This window comes from Paenibacillus cellulosilyticus (assembly GCF_003182255.1).
Classification (GTDB): domain Bacteria; phylum Bacillota; class Bacilli; order Paenibacillales; family Paenibacillaceae; genus Paenibacillus_T; species Paenibacillus_T cellulosilyticus.
This window is the reverse complement of the sequence record NZ_QGTQ01000001.1, coordinates 158,321-176,457: the sequence shown is the minus strand read 5'-3', so window position 1 is coordinate 176,457 and position 18,137 is coordinate 158,321. Positions and strand designations below refer to the sequence as shown.

The following is an 18,137-nucleotide window of genomic DNA, read 5'->3' as shown; positions in this document are numbered from 1 at the left end:
GGAGGAAGCCAAATGAGTACCCTTTTACTAGAAATCGTTACGCCTGAGCGCAAAGTTTACGCACAGGAAGTTAACATGGTGAGCGTAAAGGGCGCAGACGGTGAGCTCGGTATTTTGCCGAACCACATTCCGCTCGTTACTCCACTTCGCATTGCACCAGTTATCGTGAAGAAAGACGGCGCAACGGAGGAATTCGCTGTATCCGGCGGTTTCATCGAGATCCGCAAGGATAAAGTCGTCATTCTGGCAGAGAGCGCTGAGCTCGCTTCCGAGATCGATGTGGCGCGTGCAGAAGCTGCGAAGAAACGTGCTGAAGATCGTCTGAATGCAAAGGCCGACCATGTTGATTTCAAGCGCGCAGAACTTGCTCTGCAGCGTGCGATCAACCGTATCAATGTAAACGGCAAATAATCGTTTGCCTCTCTTGTATAGAAACACCGCCAAGCTTAAGCCTGGCGGTGTTTTGTGTTATAATCCAAAATACTTATTGCTTATTGCTATACATAGTTGCAGATCGGAGAGAACAGCTATGATCGATATTCATAATCATATCCTACCTGGAATTGACGATGGCCCAACGAATTGGGACGAAGCGCTGGAGCTTGCTAGGAATGCTGTAGAGAATGGAATCACAACGGTTATCGCAACACCGCATCATGCCCATGAGCTTTATAATAATCCGAATGATCATAGACAAGTAGAGTCATTGACGGAGCAGTTGAATGAGCGATTGAAACTGGCTGGCATTCCGCTGCAGGTTCATTCGGGACAAGAAATCCGTGTCCATCAAGATTTGCTTGATCGCTGGGATGAAGGCGAGACGGGTGGATTATTGACGCTGGGATATACCCAATACATGCTGATTGAGCTGCCATCCAGTCGAGTACCGGAAGGCACAGAGGAGCTCGTATATGAGCTGATCTTGAAGGGTATTATCCCGATCATCGCCCATCCTGAGCGTAATCGTGAGTTAGCGAATGACCCCGAGCAACTGAGAAGGCTCGTGGATAACGGTGCATTGGCACAAGTAACGGCTCATGCACTTACCGGTGTTTTTGGCCGAGGGGTTGAGAAGGCTGCTTGGATGATGTGCGCCCAGGGGCTTATTCATTTCGTGGCGTCCGATGCGCATCATGCGACGAAGCGAAGCTTTGGCCTAAGAGAAGCCTACGAGCGTATTCAGGAGAAGATGGGTGTGCAAGCCGTTCATTATTATAAAAGAAATGCGCAGCTGCTCCTCGATAATGCTTCTATTCAGCCTGCAGCAGTTACGACTGCTGCAACTGAAGGAGCTTGGAGCAAGGTAAAGCAGCTGTTCGGGTTAAGAAAATAATGTGCATGTAATGAGACTGCAGTCAACGCGAATAAGCGGCTGCAGTCTTTGTTAATTCGATGATTGTGCTGCAAAGCCTCGCAGCTTCGCCGCTGCTAACAGGATCAGCGGATAGATAAAATTAAAGATCGTGTAGCTGACCGCCACCAAAGAGCCAGAGCTGGCAAAAACAATGGTGTTCGGATAGGACCAATAGGTAAAGAGCGTGACAATTACACCAACCGGCAGGATAAGAGGAACATGATCCCTCAGGCCGAATAGGTGTGCGAAGCCAACGACTACGCAATAGTAGGTCATGCACACGCGAAGGAATACATCTATCACCCAGAACAGCATAACAAGGGAATCCAGATGGGCAAGAAACTCAAAGGCCTGCGTATATCGGCTTATGACCATGAATGGATAGGTGAACGCCTTAAGTGCACTGCCCATTATCCCTAAGGTATAGATGAATGAGAAGATGAAGCAGAGAGCTGCAGTTGTGACGGAAATCGAACCCCATCGCAGCATGCCTTTATTTGAAGTTACATGCGGTAGGAAAAAGGTTAAGTAGACGAACATGGAAAACCATAAATTAAGCGCCATTGCTCCTCGTCCAATTGGTCTGAAACCATGTTCCATAACAGGCATGAGACGTTCTAGATCGATGGAATACGTCAACGGTAGTATGATAATAAGCACGATGAAAATGCTGATCGGCGCAAGCAGCCCTGCTATTCTGGATATGATCTCTACGCCGCTGCGGATGGCAAGAGCAGCAACAAGTGTGATGCTTAACGTAAAGACGATGCTTGGCGTTCGGGTGAAATAACTGAGCGACATAAAGTCGATGAACTGTCTCGTTTGACTGCCGTTAAGTAAAAGAGCATTGAAGAGGAACAACAGCCCCAATGCTTTGCTAACCGGAGCACCCAGAATATTGACGCTGTATTGAATCAGATTACGTCCGGGGAAAATACGATGCAGCGCAACGACCGTAAAGAGGATGATAAAACCGAAAGCAGGTGAGAGGATAGCCGAGATCCACATATCTCTACCTGCTTCCCTGAAGGCAAAATTGGGGGCAGACAACATAGAGGTGGACAATACCGCCATGATCAATAAGCTGGCGACCTGGGCGGGTGAGATTTTCGTTTGCTGCATGACTGCACCTCCTTATGGTTGGACCGCTGGCTTGCCGCCTCTCAGCAGTGAAATAATATACAGCACAATTGGGATACATAGATGGCCATAGATGTAGTAGTAAATGACGACTTGACCAAGACTCTCGTTATAGGTTGTCGCATCGGGTATCGACCAGAAGGTAAGCAAAATGATGATTAACCCTACTGGCAGCGTAAGCGGCTTGTATGAGCGAAGCTTAAACCATTGCGCTAGTCCGCTGACAGCAGCGTAATACATGACGATCGTTCGAACGAACACGTCGATTACCCATACAATCATAATGAGCGAATCGAGATGTGTCATGAAACTCGCAATCGATACATAACGGCTGAGCAGCAGGAACGGATAGGAGAAGAAGCTGGTAGCTGCGCCTAAAGCCATTAGCACATAGAAGAATGTCAGCATAAATGTGACGACAGACCAGCCTATGGTCCAATAGAGGCGACCGGCCGCTTTATTCAGATCCGAGATGTAGGGCAGAAACATCGATGCATAGATGTACATGGGAAACCAGACTTGCAGCGCAACCGAACCACGGATAATCGGAGAAAACCCTTGATCCATGAAGGGAAGAATTTGATCGGGCTCCATCTCACTAAGGAGTGGAAGAATGAGCACAACGACGATACCAACGATCAATGGCGTGAAGGTGAGCGCTAATCGGCCAATGATCTCGACGCCCAATCGTACGGCGATCGAGCTGACCAATATCATGGTGCTAGCAAACACGACTATCGGTGTGTTCGTCATGAAGGCCAAGCTCATCAGCTCGGCAAACTGTCGAAGCTGATTCGCATTCATCATCAGGCACACAATAAGGAACGTAAGGCTAATCAACCTGCCGATCACACGGCCAAGAATGAGCTCGCTGTATTGGATAAGGGTGTTGCCTGGATACCGGTGATGAAGCACGGATGCGATATATATCGTAGCAAGTCCACCCAAAGAGCCGAGCATCGGCGTCATCCACATATCGGTATGTGCGATGCTGTATGCAATTGCAGGAGAGGTTAGTGTAGCTGTTGCTAGCAGCGATAGAAACAGCATACAGGCAAGCTGAGCCGAGGATATTTTTCCAACTTCGATATCGCATCTCTCCTTGATGATCGAATAACTCCTACGTACTACGATTTGAATAACAGCTTGGCAAGCGGCGCGAACAGCGGCCGCATCCACTGAACAGGGCCAGGCAGATTCGGATAAATGATCAGCAGAATAGCGAGTGTAAACCCAGGAATATATAACGAGAAATAAGCGATCTTCGTCCGAATATCTGTAAGCCCCCGCCAATCAAATAGCAACATGCCAATAGCAACCAAGGTGACGACAGCAATGTGGGTTTTCGAGAGATTCATACGTTATATTCTCCTTGTTCATCTTGGCCATTGTGCGGTTTGCTGAACCGCTGTCGGATCGTCGACAATGTTAGAAGCAATGCAGGTAAACCGATACCGAAGATCAGGTAGTAAATGATGAATTCAGGCGAGAATACGAATTCAACATTCGAAACGCTCCAGTAGCTCAACAGTACCATGATCATACTGATTGGCAGTACAAGCGGACGGTAGGAAGGGAACCCCAAGCATTGCGCGAGCCCCAATGAAGCACTATATAGGCCAAACGAGATGCGGACGATAATAACGATCACCCATACCATCATGACAAGTGACTCCAGATGCTCGAAGAACTCGGTTAAACTAATAAACCGCGCAAGCACCATAAACGGATAGACGTAAATGGGTGTTGCAGCACCTATGATCGCATAGACCATAACAAAAGTGGTGAACACAATTGCAGTAAAAATAGTAACGGAACCAAACGCCCACCAGAGCACATGCCGCTTGTTCGATACGAAAGGCAGGTAGAAGTTCATAAAGGTAAACACTGGCACCCACGACATAAGCCTAAACGCCCCTTTTAATGGTGCCACTAATCCTTCGCTTAAGACGGGCTCGAAGTTATGGAGGTTAATATCTTTGATGCTGGGCATATAGACCATTAGAATAAGCGACAGGACGACCGGCAGAAGCAGCATGGGAAACCTTACGACAATCTCAACTCCACTTCGAACGATAAGTGCACACACAAGTATCATGCTGCTCGCAACGACGAAGGCAGGCGTCGTGAACAAGAAGGTCAGCTTCATGAAGTCGGTAAATTGGCGCAGTACGTATGCCGTTGTGTGGATGATAAAGAACAGATATATCAAATTAACTGCAATGCCTAATGGACGGCCAAGCAGCTTCATCGAGTATTGAACGAGTGTCTGGTCAGGATAGATCTGATTTAATTTGACAATGAGCCATACAATGAGGAATCCGATAGGAAGGGCCAGCAATGGCGACAGCCACACATCTTGTTTGACAACAGAACTAACAACCGTAGGCGCTGTAAGCAGCGACGTTGCCGTTACTGCAGTAAAGGATAGAACAGCAACCTGTGCCGCTGATACCTGCCCCCGTTCCATAGTGACCCCTCCAATTCCGAATCGTGCTTTTCTTTGGTTACTCACTCATCCAAGCCGCAGTGAGCGGCTTGAACAACGCTTTTATGCCTTGCAATGGGCCTGGCAGTTCCGGCATGAATGTAATTGTAACGGTTATGACGAACACCGTTATGACAATGATCAAATACGTTGACTTCATTGCTGTCGTCTGCAAGGAAGGCCATTCCAGCCTGACAATGACGCCGATAACAAGCGCTACAAACGACAGGAACATTACATGCATCATGGCGTACCGTCCTGCTGCAAGGTTTTGTTGTTACCCGTCAGACCGTTGCGTGCAATGACGAGTCGAATATCGTAGTTGACGACTACCTTGGGGAACAGCACGTCCCAATTGCTCTTGTCCTTACGCCATTGCTTGGGATAATGGCGATAGAACTGCTCTGCAAAGCCAAGATAGTCCACACCGCTTTGCTGTGCCTTCTTAACCGTTTCCTCGATTCGTTTCTGGAGTGTTTGTTTGAAGGCTTGCTGCAGCTTCAAGACGTTAGCTTCTTTGGTCGTATCTAAATCACTCGCGTTCTCGTTCAAATTGCCGGTTGCATCGATAATGACACGAATACGCCATTCATCATTGTGAATGGAGGGGACAAGCTTAGAGCTGGCATGAAACAAATAAACAGATGCAGGCTCAGCGCCAGGATAAGCCGGCGAAGTGATTGTTGCCGATTTGATTTCGTTACGCAGCCAGAGAAGTCCGCGTGTTTCTGTCGTGTTAAGCTTGTCAGCCATCCGCAAATCTCGGAAGGTCGCTGAGCCACTAATGAAAGGGGACGCCTCCCCCTCCTTATGCAGGATACGAACGATAGGCAGAACCGCCGTATGTGCTTCTTCGGACAATTCCTCTATCGCTTGTAGAATCGATATATTTAAGCCTGTCCGTAGAACGGCCATTTCCCGCAGGGATTCAGCGCTGTTGCGTTCAATCGGCGTATTCCACTTCAGTACATTCTCCGCCTCCCCCTCACTAACGAATAGATTGGCGCGTTCACGCGGGTGCGGGTGGCGTGTAAGGAAGTCAAGCGGCTCCTTAATGCCCTTTCTTGCGAGCTTCTCGCCAAAGACAAACACGTCCGCCTGCCCCCAGAACACTTTCCTCGACAGCCTCTCTTGCAATCGCGCCGTGGCGTCGGCCATATCTATTCCAATCGCGTCTCTAACAACTGTCTTATTGTTGGAGCCACTGGATGGCCCGGATGAGGACTGCTCAGAATTCGGAGGGCTCGGAACGAACAGCTGCACCGAAAGCTTGATACGGTCATTGTCGGTTAGATCAATGCCAGCTGCCGTAATAATGGCAAGATCGTTGATTTCCATCCGATCCCAGCAACCCGTTAGCAGTACCATACTGCACAGCAATATAGACAGTTTGCGATAAGGATGGCGCATGCTATGAATTCCTCCTCGCCTTATATAACGCCGTACGCATCCGTACACGATTGAAGAAGGACCCCGTTAGATGTGGTCTTGTAATGGCATTCGGGCTAGATGTACGAATTAATGTATCCTTGAGCTGGCTCGTCTGCATTGGGGATAGCGGCGACAGATAAGGGACGCCAAATGAACGCAGCGTCATAAGATGGATTAGAATGACGAGCGCTGCAAGGACGATCCCATATAGTCCGAGTGCACCTGCACAGAGCATGATCGGAAATCGGATGAACCGAATGGCGATGCCCAGCGAGTAGTTCGGAATTAGAAACGACGAAACAGCCGTAATGGCAACAACCATGACCATTGGCGATGAGACGATGCCTGCAGAAATCGCGGCTTGTCCGATAACGAGAGCGCCCACGATACTTACTGCAGAGCCAACCTGCCTCGGAAGCCGAATGCCCGCCTCTCGAAGCGCTTCGAATGTGATTTCCATAAGCAGCGCCTCAACGAGCGCGGGAAAAGGGATCTGCTCTCGTGATACTGCAATCGTAAGCAGCAGCGAGGTAGGAAGCATCTCTTGGTGATACGACAGCACGGCGACATAGAAGGAAGGTCCGAATATCGTTATCAAAGAAAACAGCATTCGCAGCCACCGAATTGCGGTTGCAACGAGTGAACGTTGGTAGAAGTCTTCGGGCGATTGCATCATGCTCATGAGTGAAGCGGGAGCGATGAGTGCAACGGGCGATCCATCCGCAATTAACGCAATTTTGCCTTCGAGCAGATGGGCAGTGACGACATCCGGCCGTTCCGTGGACATCAATTGAGGGAATGGTGAGAAAGGGTTATCTTCGATCCATTCTTCGATTAGAGACGTATCCGTCATCCCGTCTACATCAATGGCGGATAGTCGGCCTTCCATTTCCTTGACCAGATTCGGATCTGCGATTCCCTCTATAAAAGTGATGACAGCAGCCGTCTTTGTGTAGCGTCCGATGAAGACAGGCTTCATCTTCAGCGCTGGTGTATGCAAGCGGCGCCGCAGTAGTGTCGAATTTGTCCGTATCGACTCAACGAAGCCCTCGCGAGGGCCTCGAACGACCGTCTCTGCTTCCGGCTCTTCGATTGAACGAATAATTGGGTTGATCACATCGTACACAAGTGCGGATGTAATCCCGTCAATAAGCAAGACGGCATGTCCGTAGCTGATTTTGTCAGATACAATTTGAAAATCCGCCGCTTCGAGCATGGCCGAGATGGTCACGCATTTGACGATAGGATCTTTGTCGCGCGAACCAGCAGTTCCAATTTGCTGCAGCGGGGCTAAGATGTGCGTATCGATCAAACGCATGTCACTCAAACCATCTATATACGCAAGAGCAGCTGCTGGACCGTTCAGAATATCGAACTCGTGAATGATGATGTCCGAGCAGTCGTTATACAGCTCACGCAGTGTATCAATATTGTCTTGCAGCTTATTAGCTACAGGCTTTCCAAGCAGTTGCCGCTGATGGTCTAGAACCTCCTGGACAGAGGGCGTCGGCTCCATTTGGATACCCGGTTTGAAAGCGGCAGGCGTCAGGTTCGAATCAGATGACTGTCCTTGCGACGACTGCTGCTGTGCTGTTGGCTGAGCCTGATTGTGATTATCGGAGCTCGAGCTATTCGCTGACTGGTTCCCGTTATCGGGCACTGCGTCAGAAGACGGAGCAGCGCCTGTATCTGGTTGCATGCTTCGTTCGTCTTTTGGATGTGTCATCGGCATCTCCCCGTACCTGATTTGTCGTTATTTTGTTCATTTTTCCAGTTGAATAATACATGGGAATGTAATAAATGCTAATTTTGTTTAACATGCTGAGACTTGTGCGTTCGGGAACGACGTACGAGTAGGCCGAAAGGAGAATGGGATAATGGCAAATCAAGTAACAGCAGAGAGGGACAAGTCGGCTCAAGGCGGCAGCGTTGTCGCGGTACTCAACAGCCAATTGGCTGATTGGAGCGTGCTGTATGTAAAGCTGCATGATTACCATTGGAATGTAAAGGGGCCAAATTTCTATACGCTGCATGTCAAATTCGAGGAGCTGTATAACGAAGCATCGTTGTTCGTTGATGCAGTGGCAGAACGAATCTTGGCGCTCGGCGGCAAGCCGGTGTCGACCATAAAGGCTTTTCTTGAGCAGTCGAAGGTAACCGAGGCTTCTGGCAGTGAAGATGCAACGGCGATGGTGCGGTCACTTGCTGACGACTTTGCCGGCATTGCGGACAGGCTTGGCGAAGGGGCAGCGCTTGCGGATGAAGCGGGAGACCCGCCAACAGCTGATCTGCTCATTACGCGCAGGGAAGAGGTTCAGAAGCATCTTTGGATGCTGCGTGCTTTTTTGGGATGAACGTGCGAGGAATTGGATAATGAACATGGTGAAGGAGCGTTCCTTGGGGAAGCCTTGGGGAGCGCTCTTTTTTCTGCAGCTATTCTATTTTCTACTGCAAATGCCGAAGCGGTGCATCTAGCGGTTGCCACGGCGGCTATTTTATCGAAAATGCGAGGTTCGAGTGCGTGGCGGTTGCTATTGAGGTTATGGCGGGGAATTCGGCCCATTTTGACGCTAACAAGGGTTGATAAGCTCCAATACAACCTTTAGGCATAGAAAAGGAAAAATTCCGACTAGATAAGCGCTGCTGCAAACGTAAGAGTAGAGACAACAGTAGGTTCAAGTTCCAGTTGCGCAAGTCTTGCAGTTGATGCAAGGCGCTGAGAAGCATACCCTGTCTATTTGGGCGGGCCTAGCAGGGAATTTCAATTCGGAACAAGCAGGCATAAGCCGTCCTTCTGGCGAATAGGGATACAAGACGAGTACGTTACTGTCGACTTATTGTTTGGAGCGGCCTGCGTGCTTTCGAGGATGGCACGAAGGAGTTGTGCGTAAGAGGGATACAGAAATGTATTTCATAGACGCTAGTAACAGCTTTTGTTATAATTATGAAGGAATTTTTTGCCCTGCTCGTCGTGTTCAGACGTTGTAGCTAGCTATGACTAATGGAGGTGAACGGGTGAATATGTACATGAATCAGTACATCGTCGTTGCGATTTTCATCTTGTTAGGAATTCTACTGCCTGTAGCTGCTCTTACTGTCGGCCGTCTGCTTCGTCCCTCTAAACCTACCGATCCGAAGCAAGCAACGTACGAGAGTGGCAACGAACCTGTGGGGGAAGGACAAGTTCGGTTCAACGTGCGCTATTATCACTATGCGCTTATGTTTGTTATTTTTGATGTAGAAACCGTTTTCCTATATCCATGGGCCGTTGCTTATAAGAAGCTCGGCCTTTTTGCGATGGTGGAGATGCTGTTGTTCGCTGCAATGCTCGTGCTTGGTCTTGCCTATGCCTGGAAGAAGAAGGTGCTGACATGGAATTCAATTTAGATTGGATTACGCAGGAAGAGCGACAGGAGCTGGAACGTAATGTGTTTCTCGGAACATTGGAGCAGGTCAAGGCGTGGGCGCGCAGCAATTCGCTGTGGCCGCTGACGTTCGGGCTTGCATGCTGTGCCATTGAGATGATGGGGACGGGCGCGTCGCACTATGACCTTGACCGGTTCGGCGTCATGTTCCGCACATCGCCTCGGCAGGCAGACGTTATGATCGTCTCGGGAACGGTTACGAAAAAGATGGGACCGCTGCTTCGCCGTCTCTACGACCAAATGCCAGAGCCGAAGTGGGTCATTGCGATGGGGTCTTGCGCGACGGCGGGCGGACCTTATGTGAAGTCTTATGCGGTCATCAAAGGCGTCGATCAGATCGTGCCTGTCGACGTATATATTCCTGGCTGTCCGCCGAGTCCGGCGGCACTCATCTACGGGATAAATAAGCTGCAGCACAAGATTCGCTATGAGGCGAAGACTGGGAAGCAGGTGACTTAAGGCATGAGCGAGCATCAAGAGGATACGAAGGACGTGACGTCGAGGGAAACGGGTGAGGTAGAGAAGAAGGCTGAAGGCGAGGCCAGTGAAGCAGCAGATAAGGCTGATGGTAAGGTCATAGAGGCTGATAAGGCTGACAGCGAAGCGCCAGTAGATAAGGTGCAGAGCGAAGCTGCGCAGGTGGGGGTTAAGGCTGAGGGCGAAGCCCCAGCGCCGGCGAGCGAGGGCGCGGCAAGCGAAGCGACGGCGGCGGAGGCAGAGCGCGAGGCGAAGCGCCAAGCGGCGGCCGAGGCGAGAGCGGCGCGTGCAGCGGCGAAAGCTGCCGCGGAAGCGGGCGGCGCCGAAGGCGGTGCGCCTGCGCCAGCAGCGCCAGCCGAGCGGCCAGCGCGGGCTCCGCGTGCCGCAGCTGGTGCAGCGGCCGATGCCGCGCCGGCTGCGCCGAAGGAGCCGTCGCCGCTGCAGCCGCAGCTGGACGCGGCAGCGGCGCTCGTCCGCGAGCTCGTGGACGTGGACGCGATCGAGGAGGCTTATGTGAACGAGCTTGGCTCGCACATGCCGACGCTTGTTATTCGTCCGCCGTATTTGCGGCGGACGGCAGAGCTGTTTCACGCGCATGAGGCACTGGGTTGCAGCTATCTGCGCAATGTGTCTGGCGTTGATTACGAGACACATATGGAAGTCGTCTATCACCTTGTGAATATGGCCAGCGGCCAACGTTATGCGCTGAAGGCGCGCGCTGACCGCAGCGATCCGGTACTGGATTCTGTAACTCCTGTGTGGGAGACGGCCAACTGGAATGAGCGAGAAATATACGATCTGCTAGGCATCCATTTCAAAGGCCATCCGGATCTGCGGCGCATTATGATGCCGGATGATTGGATTGGCCATCCGCTGCGCAAAGACTACGAGCCGCTTGATCCGGAGGTGTAACGTGGGCGCGATACGAACGGAAGAACTGCTGTTGAACGTTGGTCCGCAGCATCCGAGTACGCATGGCGTGTTTCGGATTATCGTGAAGCTCGATGGTGAGATCATCACCGAAGCAACGCCTGTCATGGGCTACTTGCACCGAGGAACGGAGAAGCTCGCGGAGAACTTGAATTTTACGCAAATCATCCCTTACACTGATCGGATGGACTATGTGTCCGCGATGACGAACAACTACGTACTGTGCCACGCCGTGGAGAAAATGATGGGGCTCGAGGTACCCGAACGGGCGGAGTTTCTTCGTCTCATCGTAATGGAGATGCAGCGTGTGGCGAGCCATCTCGTCTGGTGGGGCACCTACTTGCTCGACATCGGCGCGATGAGCCCGTTCCTGTTCGCCTTCCGTGATCGGGAGACGATCGTGCAGCTGTTCAATGAGCTGAGCGGTGCCCGTCTGACCTACAATTACATGCGGGTAGGCGGGGTGAAGTGGGACGCTCCCCCTGGCTGGCTCGATAAAGTACGGGCGTTCATTCCGTACATGGAGAAGAAGATCGAGGAATACGATCGGCTCGTATCGGGCAATGAAATATTCCTGTCCCGCATCCAAGGCATCGGCCGTTACGATGCCGAGACGGCGATTCGTTACGGCTTGTCCGGTGCGAACCTGCGTTGTACGGGGGTCCAATGGGATCTGCGCCGCAATGAGCCTTACAGTCTGTACGACCGCTTCGAGTTCGACGTGCCTGTCGGCAAGAATGGGGACTGCTATGATCGTTACCTACTTCGCCTTGAAGAAATTCGCCAGAGCCTCCGCATCCTCAGACAAGCGCTTGAGCAAATGCCCGAAGGCGGCGAGACGATGGGCAAGGTGCCGCGTGCGATTCGTCCGCCGGCAGGCGAGTCCTATGTGGCGATCGAATCGCCGCGCGGCGAGATCGGCTGTCATATCGTGTCCAAGGGCAAAGCAGAGCCGTACCGGCTCAAGTTCAGACGGCCGTCTTTTGTAAATCTGCAAATTCTTCCGAAGCTGCTGGTCGGCGAGACGATGACTAACCTCATTACGATTCTGGGCGGCATTGATATTGTCGTCGGGGAGGTTGATGCCTGATGGATTGGCTGTCGTCATCTCCTGTGACCTGGTACGATGCGCTGGTCGTGTTTCTCTGGGGCGTCGTGCTCATGCTCGTTGTGCTCGGGTTCGTTACTTATGCGATCTATTTCGAGCGCAAAGTCATCGGCTGGATGCAGTATCGTCAAGGTCCGAACCGGGTCGGCCCGCTTGGGCTGCTGCAGTCGGTTGCCGATATTCTGAAGCTGCTCATCAAGGAGGATACGATTCCGCGCAAAGCAGACCGGCTGTTGTTCGTATTCGCCCCTGTGCTGGCCTTTATTCCGAGCTTTGCCGTGTTGGCTGTTATCCCCTATACGCAAAAGCTGTATTTCGCCGACCTGAATGTCGGCTTGCTCTACTATGTGGCGCTCTCGGGCATATCCACGCTAGCCATCGTGCTTGGCGGCTGGGCGTCCAATAACAAATACGCGCTGCTCGGCGGCATGCGCTCCGCTGCGCAAATGATCAGCTATGAGGTTCCGCTTGTCATCTCCGTTACCGGCGTCGTCATGATGAGCGGGACGCTCAATCTGCGCGGCATCGTCGATGCGCAGTCCGGCGGCTGGTTCTGGGACTGGAACTTCCTGCCCCAGATCATCGGCTTCGCCGTCTTCGTCGTCGCTGCAATCTCCGAGCTGAATCGGACGCCATTTGACCTGCCGGAGGCAGAGTCGGAGCTGGTGGCCGGCTACCATGTCGAGTACAGCGGCTTCCGCTTCGCCTTCTTCATGCTGACGGAATATGTGTACGTCTATGCGATAGCGGGCCTTGCAACTACGCTGTTCCTCGGTGGCTGGCACGCGCCGGCGCCGTTCCTTGATTTTATACCGGGCATCATCTGGTTCGCGCTGAAGTTCGCCTTTATCGTCTTCTTCCTGTTCTGGCTGCGTGCAACGCTGCCGCGCATTCGTATCGATCAGCTGATGGGCCTTGGCTGGAAGCTGCTGCTTCCGCTGTCGCTCGTGAACATCTTCTTAACAGCGCTCTTCTATGAGCTGTTCCAGCGCTAGATCTAACCTTTAGGAGGCTTGCGGTATGAAAGGGATGTTGAAAGGAATGGGCGTCACGCTGAAAGCGTTGACCGCTCCGAAAGTGACGACCTCGTACCCCGATACGCCTTATATGATGCCGGAGCGGTATAGAGGCATTCAGCATTTTATACCGGAGCTGTGCATCGTTTGCAACCAGTGTGCGCGCATCTGTCCAACGGAATGCATTACGCTGACCGGCAAGCCGAACCCTGACCCGGAGAAGAAAGGGAAAGTGATCGATACGTTTGATCTTAATTTCGAAATATGTATCTTGTGCGACCTATGTACAGAGGTTTGTCCAACCGAGGCGATTGTGATGACCGGCAACTTCGAGCTGGCCGCGTACAGCCGTGATGAGCTGTATAAGGACCGGGAGTGGCTGACGGACAACAATACGCGCGTTCGCGAGGACAACAACAACATTGGAGCGCCGCAGAAGGGAGGCGCCAAATGAATGAACGGCTTCACATTTAATTTCGACGGCGGATACGCAGCGTTCTTCGTCTTCGCTGTGCTTATTATTGCCGGATCGGTGCTGATGATCAGCACCTCGAAGGTCGTTCATATGGTCATGTCGATGGCTGCTGTGTTTCTAGGCGTCGGCGGCATGTATATTTTGCTCGATGCAGAGTTTCTGGCGTTCGTCCAAGTGCTGATCTACGCAGGAGCGATCTCGATTCTAATGATCTTCGGCATTATGATGACGAATCATCGTGATGCGGCGGCCGAGGCGGTGAAGCCGCTGAAGGAGACGCTCGCAGCGGTTGGAGCGCTTGCGCTGTTCGGGCTGCTGTTCTACGCGATCCGCGATGCGGATTTCACGGGCATGGACGGCGGCAGGATGGTTCCGGAAGAAGACAATACGGCCGCGATAGGCGTCTTGCTGTTCCACAATCAAGTATTGCCGTTCGAGATCGTATCCGTGCTGCTGACCGTCGCGTTTATCGGCGCTGTCGTCTTGGCGAAGAAGGAGGCGGAGTAGCATGCTTGCATCTTACTTAACGATGGCGGCGATTCTGTTCTGCATCGGCCTATATGGCGCATTCGTTAAACGGAACGCCGTCGTCGTTCTGCTGTCAATCGAGCTGATGCTAAATAGCGTGAACTTGAACCTGGTCGCGTTCTCCAAATACGGAGCGGTTCCATCGCTAACCGGCCAAGTGTTCGCTTTATTCACGATTGCAGTCGCTGCTGCTGAGGCAGCGGTCGGTGTTGCGGTACTGATCGCCCTGTTCCGTGCAAGAGGCACGGTGAAGGCCGATGAATTCGATGAGTTAAGGAGGTGAGCGTACAATGGCATATTCAGAGGCGGCGTGGCTGGTTCCTCTTTTTCCGTTAGCGGCATTCCTGGTGCTGTTATCGTTTGGTCGCGGAATGAGAGGCTGGGCACCATACATCGGGGCCGTAGGCACGCTCTGCTCGCTTGTCTTGTCCATTCTCGTGCTGTTCGAGGGGATTGAATATCAGGATCGGATCGACTGGATCAAAATCAATGGCCTTACGCTGTCGATCGGCTATGAGATTACGCATTTGACTTCACTGATGCTCGTGATCGTATCGCTCGTCAGCTTCCTCGTCTGCGTGTATTCGGCTGGTTATATGAAAACGGATGAGCGATTGACCGTCTTCTACAGCTACATATCGCTGTTCGTTTGCTCGATGTTAGGGCTCGTCATAGCCGATAACATCCTGATGCTCTATATATGCTGGGAGCTGGTTGGGGTGTGCTCCTTCCTGCTTGTTGGCTTCTGGTATCAGAAGCCGGAGGCGAAGGCTGCCGCGAAGAAGGCGTTCATCGTCACCCGCATCGGCGATGCCGGTCTGCTGCTGGCGGTTATTTTGCTGTTCTGGTACATGCCGAACCATGCGCTCGACTTCGCGGGCATCCAGAACGTATTTCTTGGCCAATCGGGTGTCGTCGATGACGGTATCGTAACCCTGATCGCATTGCTCATCTTTATAGGAGCAGTAGGCAAATCCGGTCAATTCCCGCTGCATGTATGGCTGCCGGATGCGATGGAAGGTCCGACGCCAATCAGTGCGCTCATCCACGCGGCGACGATGGTTGCGGCAGGTGTCTTCCTTATTGCTAGGACGTTCGTGTTGTTCGAGGCATCGTCGGTTGCAATGAACACTGTGGCTTATGTAGGTGCCTTCACCGCATTGTTCGCGGCAACCATTGCGCTGGCTCAGCACGACATTAAGCGAATACTCGCCTATTCGACCATTAGCCAGCTCGGATATATGATGCTTGCGCTTGGTGTTGGCTCGATGACGGGCGCCATGTTCCATCTGATGACGCATGCCTTCTTCAAGGCGCTGCTGTTCCTTGCGGCAGGCAGTGTGATTCACGCGACTGCGAAGCAGGATATCCGGGAGCTTGGCGGACTGGGCAAACCGATGCGAATGACCGCAATCCTGTTCGGCGTTGGGGCTCTGGCATTATCAGGCGTACCGCCGTTCTCAGGCTTCTGGTCGAAGGATGCGATTCTGTCGGCTGCGCTGGATGATAATCCGTTCCTGTTCGTCGTAGGTATCGTGGGTGCCTTCTTAACGGCGCTGTATATGTCTCGTCTGTACTTCCGTGTCTTCGCGGGCAAGGTCTCGACCGACGCCGATCATGCGCATGAATCACCATCCGTAATGGTATTTCCAATGGCGCTGCTCGCTGTATTGGCCGTTGGAGCTGGCTTCGTCGATACGCCATGGAACGAGTGGTTCAGCGGCTGGCTGACCGGTGATGATTCGGTCACACACGGCAGCAGTCCAACAGTGTTGATCATCAGTGCAGCCGTGTCGCTGCTCGGCATTTATATTGGCTGGCTTGCTTATGTCAAACGAACGATCCGTCCAGGTACCATCGCAGAGGCAATGCCGCGCGTAACGCGTCTGCTGGAGCAGGGCTGCCGAATCGACGATCTGTATGCGGCAGTGTTCGTACGTCCCTATCGTGCACTCAGCCAAGGTGTTCGATTGTTTGACCGCTACGTTGTAGATGGTGTTGTCCGATTAACCGCCGCTGCTGCTTCGGGATTGGGCCGAACGACCGCCTCACTGCAGAACGGGCAAGTTCAGACGTATGGCCTTGCCGCTGTTATCGGTCTTGTTATCGTCATTGTCGTATTCGCTGGAAGGAGGTTCTGGTCATGACGATCGATTGGCCGATTCTTTCCTTTCTTGTTTTCTCGCCGCTGTTAGGCGCGGTAGTATTGCTGGCGCTGCCTTCCCAGCGAATGCGTCTGCTGCGCTGGACGGCCGTCATTGCTACGCTGCTTCCGCTCGTCTTGGCGATTATGCTGTACATCGACTACGATCCGAGCAAGTCGGGTACAGCCTACGACGAGCAGTCGACGTGGATCAGTATCCCGCTCGATAAAGCAGCAGTCGGTGGCGAAGCCGACTTCGACCTGCATTTTGACTACTCGCTTAGCCTTGATGGCTTGTCACTGCCGTTGGTGTTGCTGACAACGATTGTAGCTTCGATGGCGGCGATTGCCTCCATCACCATCCGAAAACGATGGAAGCTGTATTACTTCTGGTTATTGGTACTGGAATGCGGCATGCTTGGCGTGTTCCTCGCGCGGGACTTATTGCTTTTCTTTATTTTCTTCGAGATTACGCTCATTCCAATGCTGTTCTTAGTCGGCATCTGGGGGCTATTCGATCGGGAGCGGGCAGCGATTCGGTTCCTGCTGTATAACGGGCTGGGCTCGGCCATTATGCTCATCGTCTTCGTCATTCTCGTTGTAACGGCCGGTTTTACGCTGGAACAGACTGCAGCGGGGGTTGCGCATTTTGGCTATAGTGGCAGCTATGATGTCATTGCAGCGAACCTAGCGGACCCGCAGGCTTATGCGAACCAGCTTTCGCAGGCGGGTGAGAATCCGTTCTATCTGTCCGGTACGATGCAGACGGTGCTGTTCGTCCTGCTGCTAATTGCCTTTGGCATCAAGCTGCCGATCGTACCGTTCCATACGTGGATGCTCGATGTGCACAAGGAAGCGCCGGCGCCAGTCGTCATGATTCACTCTGGCATCTTGCTCAAAATGGGCGCTTACGGCCTTATTCGCTTCGGCTTCTTCCTATTCCCGGAACAAGCGGATAAATGCTCGACGCTGCTCGCTATACTCGGACTTATCAATTTGTTGTACGGTGCGGTCATCGCCTTCCGGCAAAAAGAGCTTCGGCTCGTGCTCGCGTATTCCTCGCTCAGCCATATGGGCATCGTTCTGCTAGGCCTCTCTGCACTGAACGTGATTGGCCTGCAGGGCGCCGTGTTCCAGCTGATCTCGCACGGCTTAATCTCGGCACTGCTGTTCCTGCTGCTTGGCGCATTCTATGAACGGACCGGTACGACGAAGCTGGATGAGCTTGGCGGTTTGGCAAGGACGATGCCGTTCATGTCCGGAGCGCTGCTCGCCGCAGGCCTTGCATCCCTCGGACTGCCGGGTTTATCCGGTTTCGTTGGCGAACTGCTGTCACTGCTTGGTGTATTCGATTCGCATAAGGCGATCGCGTCCATTGCGGTGCTCGGCATCATATTGACAGCGATCTATGTGCTGCGGGCTGTGATGGGCGTGAGCTTCGGGTCCATGCAGCCGCGTTTCGAGAGCGTCCATGATGCGCGGTTCATTGAAGCATTGCCGGTTGTTGTCCTGCTTGCGCTCGTCGTGCTGCTCGGCATCTATCCGTCATTCGTGACGGAGCAGCTGCATCACAGCTTCGATTCGATGCTGGAGCAATTGAACTTGAGGGTAGGGGGGTAACG

20 protein-coding genes are annotated in these 18,137 nt (G+C 52.5%); 13 read left to right on the top strand and 7 right to left on the bottom strand.

From position 1 onward, the window contains the following. The first annotated feature begins 12 nt into the window (after positions 1-12). Together DFQ01_RS00695 and DFQ01_RS00690 are read left to right on the top strand one after the other, a co-directional pair. Entirely contained in the window at positions 13-411 is a 399-nt protein-coding gene (locus DFQ01_RS00695) for a F0F1 ATP synthase subunit epsilon (protein WP_110041957.1), read from the top strand. 118 nt (positions 412-529) lie between these two features. Continuing rightward, complete coding sequence (locus DFQ01_RS00690) at positions 530-1,333, top strand: tyrosine-protein phosphatase (RefSeq protein ID WP_110041956.1); 804 nt, start codon at positions 530-532, stop codon at positions 1,331-1,333. 51 nt (positions 1,334-1,384) lie between these two features. Here DFQ01_RS00690 and DFQ01_RS00685 read toward each other — a convergent pair whose 3' ends face one another. The 7 genes from DFQ01_RS00685 to DFQ01_RS00655 are packed head-to-tail and all read right to left on the bottom strand — an operon-like array spanning position 1,385 to position 8,139. Beyond that, positions 1,385-2,476: a GerAB/ArcD/ProY family transporter gene (locus tag DFQ01_RS00685; RefSeq protein ID WP_110041955.1), complete on the bottom strand. Its 1,092-nt coding sequence runs from the start codon at positions 2,474-2,476 to the stop codon at positions 1,385-1,387. Between the two features lie 12 nt (positions 2,477-2,488). Next, entirely contained in the window at positions 2,489-3,673 is a 1,185-nt protein-coding gene (locus tag DFQ01_RS00680) for a GerAB/ArcD/ProY family transporter (RefSeq protein ID WP_281271952.1), read from the bottom strand. Continuing rightward, positions 3,622-3,852, bottom strand: coding sequence for a hypothetical protein (locus DFQ01_RS00675; protein ID WP_110041953.1), 231 nt, complete (start codon positions 3,850-3,852; stop codon positions 3,622-3,624). Before DFQ01_RS00675 ends, DFQ01_RS00680 begins: the two co-directional genes overlap by 52 nt. After that, positions 3,849-4,964, bottom strand: coding sequence for a GerAB/ArcD/ProY family transporter (locus DFQ01_RS00670; RefSeq protein WP_110041952.1), 1,116 nt, complete (start codon positions 4,962-4,964; stop codon positions 3,849-3,851). Before DFQ01_RS00670 ends, DFQ01_RS00675 begins: the two co-directional genes overlap by 4 nt. Positions 4,965-5,001: 37 nt before the next feature. Further along, positions 5,002-5,229 (bottom strand): hypothetical protein, encoded by a 228-nt coding sequence (locus DFQ01_RS00665; RefSeq protein WP_110041951.1) that lies wholly within the window; start codon positions 5,227-5,229, stop codon positions 5,002-5,004. Then, the gene (locus DFQ01_RS00660; RefSeq protein ID WP_110041950.1) at positions 5,226-6,392 is read right to left on the bottom strand and encodes a Ger(x)C family spore germination protein; all 1,167 of its coding nucleotides are present in this window, start codon (positions 6,390-6,392) and stop codon (positions 5,226-5,228) included. Before DFQ01_RS00660 ends, DFQ01_RS00665 begins: the two co-directional genes overlap by 4 nt. A 1-nt stretch (position 6,393) precedes the next feature. Continuing rightward, positions 6,394-8,139 (bottom strand): spore germination protein, encoded by a 1,746-nt coding sequence (locus tag DFQ01_RS00655; RefSeq protein ID WP_110041949.1) that lies wholly within the window; start codon positions 8,137-8,139, stop codon positions 6,394-6,396. A gap of 151 nt (positions 8,140-8,290) precedes the next feature. Between DFQ01_RS00655 and DFQ01_RS00650 the strand changes: the two genes are divergently transcribed. The 11 genes from DFQ01_RS00650 (at position 8,291) to DFQ01_RS00600 (ending at position 18,135) form a co-directional block, all read left to right on the top strand. Then, positions 8,291-8,767 carry a Dps family protein gene (locus tag DFQ01_RS00650; RefSeq protein WP_110041948.1) on the top strand — a complete coding sequence of 159 codons (477 nt, stop codon included), beginning with the start codon at positions 8,291-8,293 and terminating at the stop codon, positions 8,765-8,767. A gap of 667 nt (positions 8,768-9,434) precedes the next feature. Then, positions 9,435-9,800 (top strand): NADH-quinone oxidoreductase subunit A, encoded by a 366-nt coding sequence (locus DFQ01_RS00645; protein ID WP_110041947.1) that lies wholly within the window; start codon positions 9,435-9,437, stop codon positions 9,798-9,800. Next, positions 9,785-10,297 (top strand): NuoB/complex I 20 kDa subunit family protein, encoded by a 513-nt coding sequence (locus DFQ01_RS00640; protein WP_110041946.1) that lies wholly within the window; start codon positions 9,785-9,787, stop codon positions 10,295-10,297. The genes DFQ01_RS00645 and DFQ01_RS00640 overlap by 16 nt, the downstream gene beginning before the upstream one ends. A 3-nt stretch (positions 10,298-10,300) precedes the next feature. Next, positions 10,301-11,227, top strand: coding sequence for an NADH-quinone oxidoreductase subunit C (locus DFQ01_RS00635; protein ID WP_110041945.1), 927 nt, complete (start codon positions 10,301-10,303; stop codon positions 11,225-11,227). Between the two features lies 1 nt (position 11,228). Beyond that, positions 11,229-12,335, top strand: coding sequence for an NADH-quinone oxidoreductase subunit D (locus DFQ01_RS00630; protein ID WP_110041944.1), 1,107 nt, complete (start codon positions 11,229-11,231; stop codon positions 12,333-12,335). Next, positions 12,335-13,348, top strand: a complete 1,014-nt coding sequence (gene nuoH / locus DFQ01_RS00625; protein WP_281271951.1) for an NADH-quinone oxidoreductase subunit NuoH — start codon at positions 12,335-12,337, stop codon at positions 13,346-13,348. Before DFQ01_RS00630 ends, nuoH begins: the two co-directional genes overlap by 1 nt. A 25-nt stretch (positions 13,349-13,373) precedes the next feature. Then, positions 13,374-13,823 carry an NADH-quinone oxidoreductase subunit NuoI gene (nuoI, locus tag DFQ01_RS00620; RefSeq protein WP_110041942.1) on the top strand — a complete coding sequence of 150 codons (450 nt, stop codon included), beginning with the start codon at positions 13,374-13,376 and terminating at the stop codon, positions 13,821-13,823. Continuing rightward, on the top strand, positions 13,824-14,351 hold the full coding sequence (locus DFQ01_RS00615) for an NADH-quinone oxidoreductase subunit J (RefSeq protein ID WP_110041941.1): 528 nt from the start codon (positions 13,824-13,826) through the stop codon (positions 14,349-14,351). 1 nt (position 14,352) lies between these two features. After that, a complete protein-coding gene (gene nuoK, locus DFQ01_RS00610) occupies positions 14,353-14,655 on the top strand; it encodes an NADH-quinone oxidoreductase subunit NuoK (protein ID WP_110041940.1) in 303 nt (100 codons plus the stop codon). A gap of 7 nt (positions 14,656-14,662) precedes the next feature. Further along, positions 14,663-16,519 carry an NADH-quinone oxidoreductase subunit L gene (nuoL, locus tag DFQ01_RS00605; RefSeq protein ID WP_110041939.1) on the top strand — a complete coding sequence of 619 codons (1,857 nt, stop codon included), beginning with the start codon at positions 14,663-14,665 and terminating at the stop codon, positions 16,517-16,519. Next, positions 16,516-18,135 (top strand): complex I subunit 4 family protein, encoded by a 1,620-nt coding sequence (locus DFQ01_RS00600; protein ID WP_110041938.1) that lies wholly within the window; start codon positions 16,516-16,518, stop codon positions 18,133-18,135. Before nuoL ends, DFQ01_RS00600 begins: the two co-directional genes overlap by 4 nt. Positions 18,136-18,137 lie beyond the last annotated feature (2 nt).

Excerpts from the sequence above, each read along its gene's own strand:
- DFQ01_RS00685 (WP_110041955.1), bottom strand. The coding sequence starts at position 2,476 with ATGCAGCAAACGAAAATCTCACCCGCCCAGGTCGCCAGCTTATTGATC.
- DFQ01_RS00665 (WP_110041951.1), bottom strand. The coding sequence starts at position 5,229 with ATGATGCATGTAATGTTCCTGTCGTTTGTAGCGCTTGTTATCGGCGTC.
- DFQ01_RS00650 (WP_110041948.1), top strand. The coding sequence starts at position 8,291 with ATGGCAAATCAAGTAACAGCAGAGAGGGACAAGTCGGCTCAAGGCGGC.
- DFQ01_RS00600 (WP_110041938.1), top strand. The coding sequence starts at position 16,516 with ATGACGATCGATTGGCCGATTCTTTCCTTTCTTGTTTTCTCGCCGCTG.
- DFQ01_RS00660 (WP_110041950.1), bottom strand. The coding sequence starts at position 6,392 with ATGCGCCATCCTTATCGCAAACTGTCTATATTGCTGTGCAGTATGGTA.
- DFQ01_RS00690 (WP_110041956.1), top strand. The coding sequence starts at position 530 with ATGATCGATATTCATAATCATATCCTACCTGGAATTGACGATGGCCCA.
- DFQ01_RS00635 (WP_110041945.1), top strand. The coding sequence starts at position 10,301 with ATGAGCGAGCATCAAGAGGATACGAAGGACGTGACGTCGAGGGAAACG.
- nuoI (WP_110041942.1), top strand. The coding sequence starts at position 13,374 with ATGAAAGGGATGTTGAAAGGAATGGGCGTCACGCTGAAAGCGTTGACC.
- DFQ01_RS00645 (WP_110041947.1), top strand. The coding sequence starts at position 9,435 with ATGTACATGAATCAGTACATCGTCGTTGCGATTTTCATCTTGTTAGGA.
- nuoL (WP_110041939.1), top strand. The coding sequence starts at position 14,663 with ATGGCATATTCAGAGGCGGCGTGGCTGGTTCCTCTTTTTCCGTTAGCG.
- DFQ01_RS00670 (WP_110041952.1), bottom strand. The coding sequence starts at position 4,964 with ATGGAACGGGGGCAGGTATCAGCGGCACAGGTTGCTGTTCTATCCTTT.
- DFQ01_RS00695 (WP_110041957.1), top strand. The coding sequence starts at position 13 with ATGAGTACCCTTTTACTAGAAATCGTTACGCCTGAGCGCAAAGTTTAC.
- DFQ01_RS00675 (WP_110041953.1), bottom strand. The coding sequence starts at position 3,852 with ATGAATCTCTCGAAAACCCACATTGCTGTCGTCACCTTGGTTGCTATT.
- nuoH (WP_281271951.1), top strand. The coding sequence starts at position 12,335 with ATGGATTGGCTGTCGTCATCTCCTGTGACCTGGTACGATGCGCTGGTC.
- DFQ01_RS00655 (WP_110041949.1), bottom strand. The coding sequence starts at position 8,139 with ATGACACATCCAAAAGACGAACGAAGCATGCAACCAGATACAGGCGCT.
- nuoK (WP_110041940.1), top strand. The coding sequence starts at position 14,353 with ATGCTTGCATCTTACTTAACGATGGCGGCGATTCTGTTCTGCATCGGC.
- DFQ01_RS00615 (WP_110041941.1), top strand. The coding sequence starts at position 13,824 with ATGAACGGCTTCACATTTAATTTCGACGGCGGATACGCAGCGTTCTTC.
- DFQ01_RS00640 (WP_110041946.1), top strand. The coding sequence starts at position 9,785 with ATGGAATTCAATTTAGATTGGATTACGCAGGAAGAGCGACAGGAGCTG.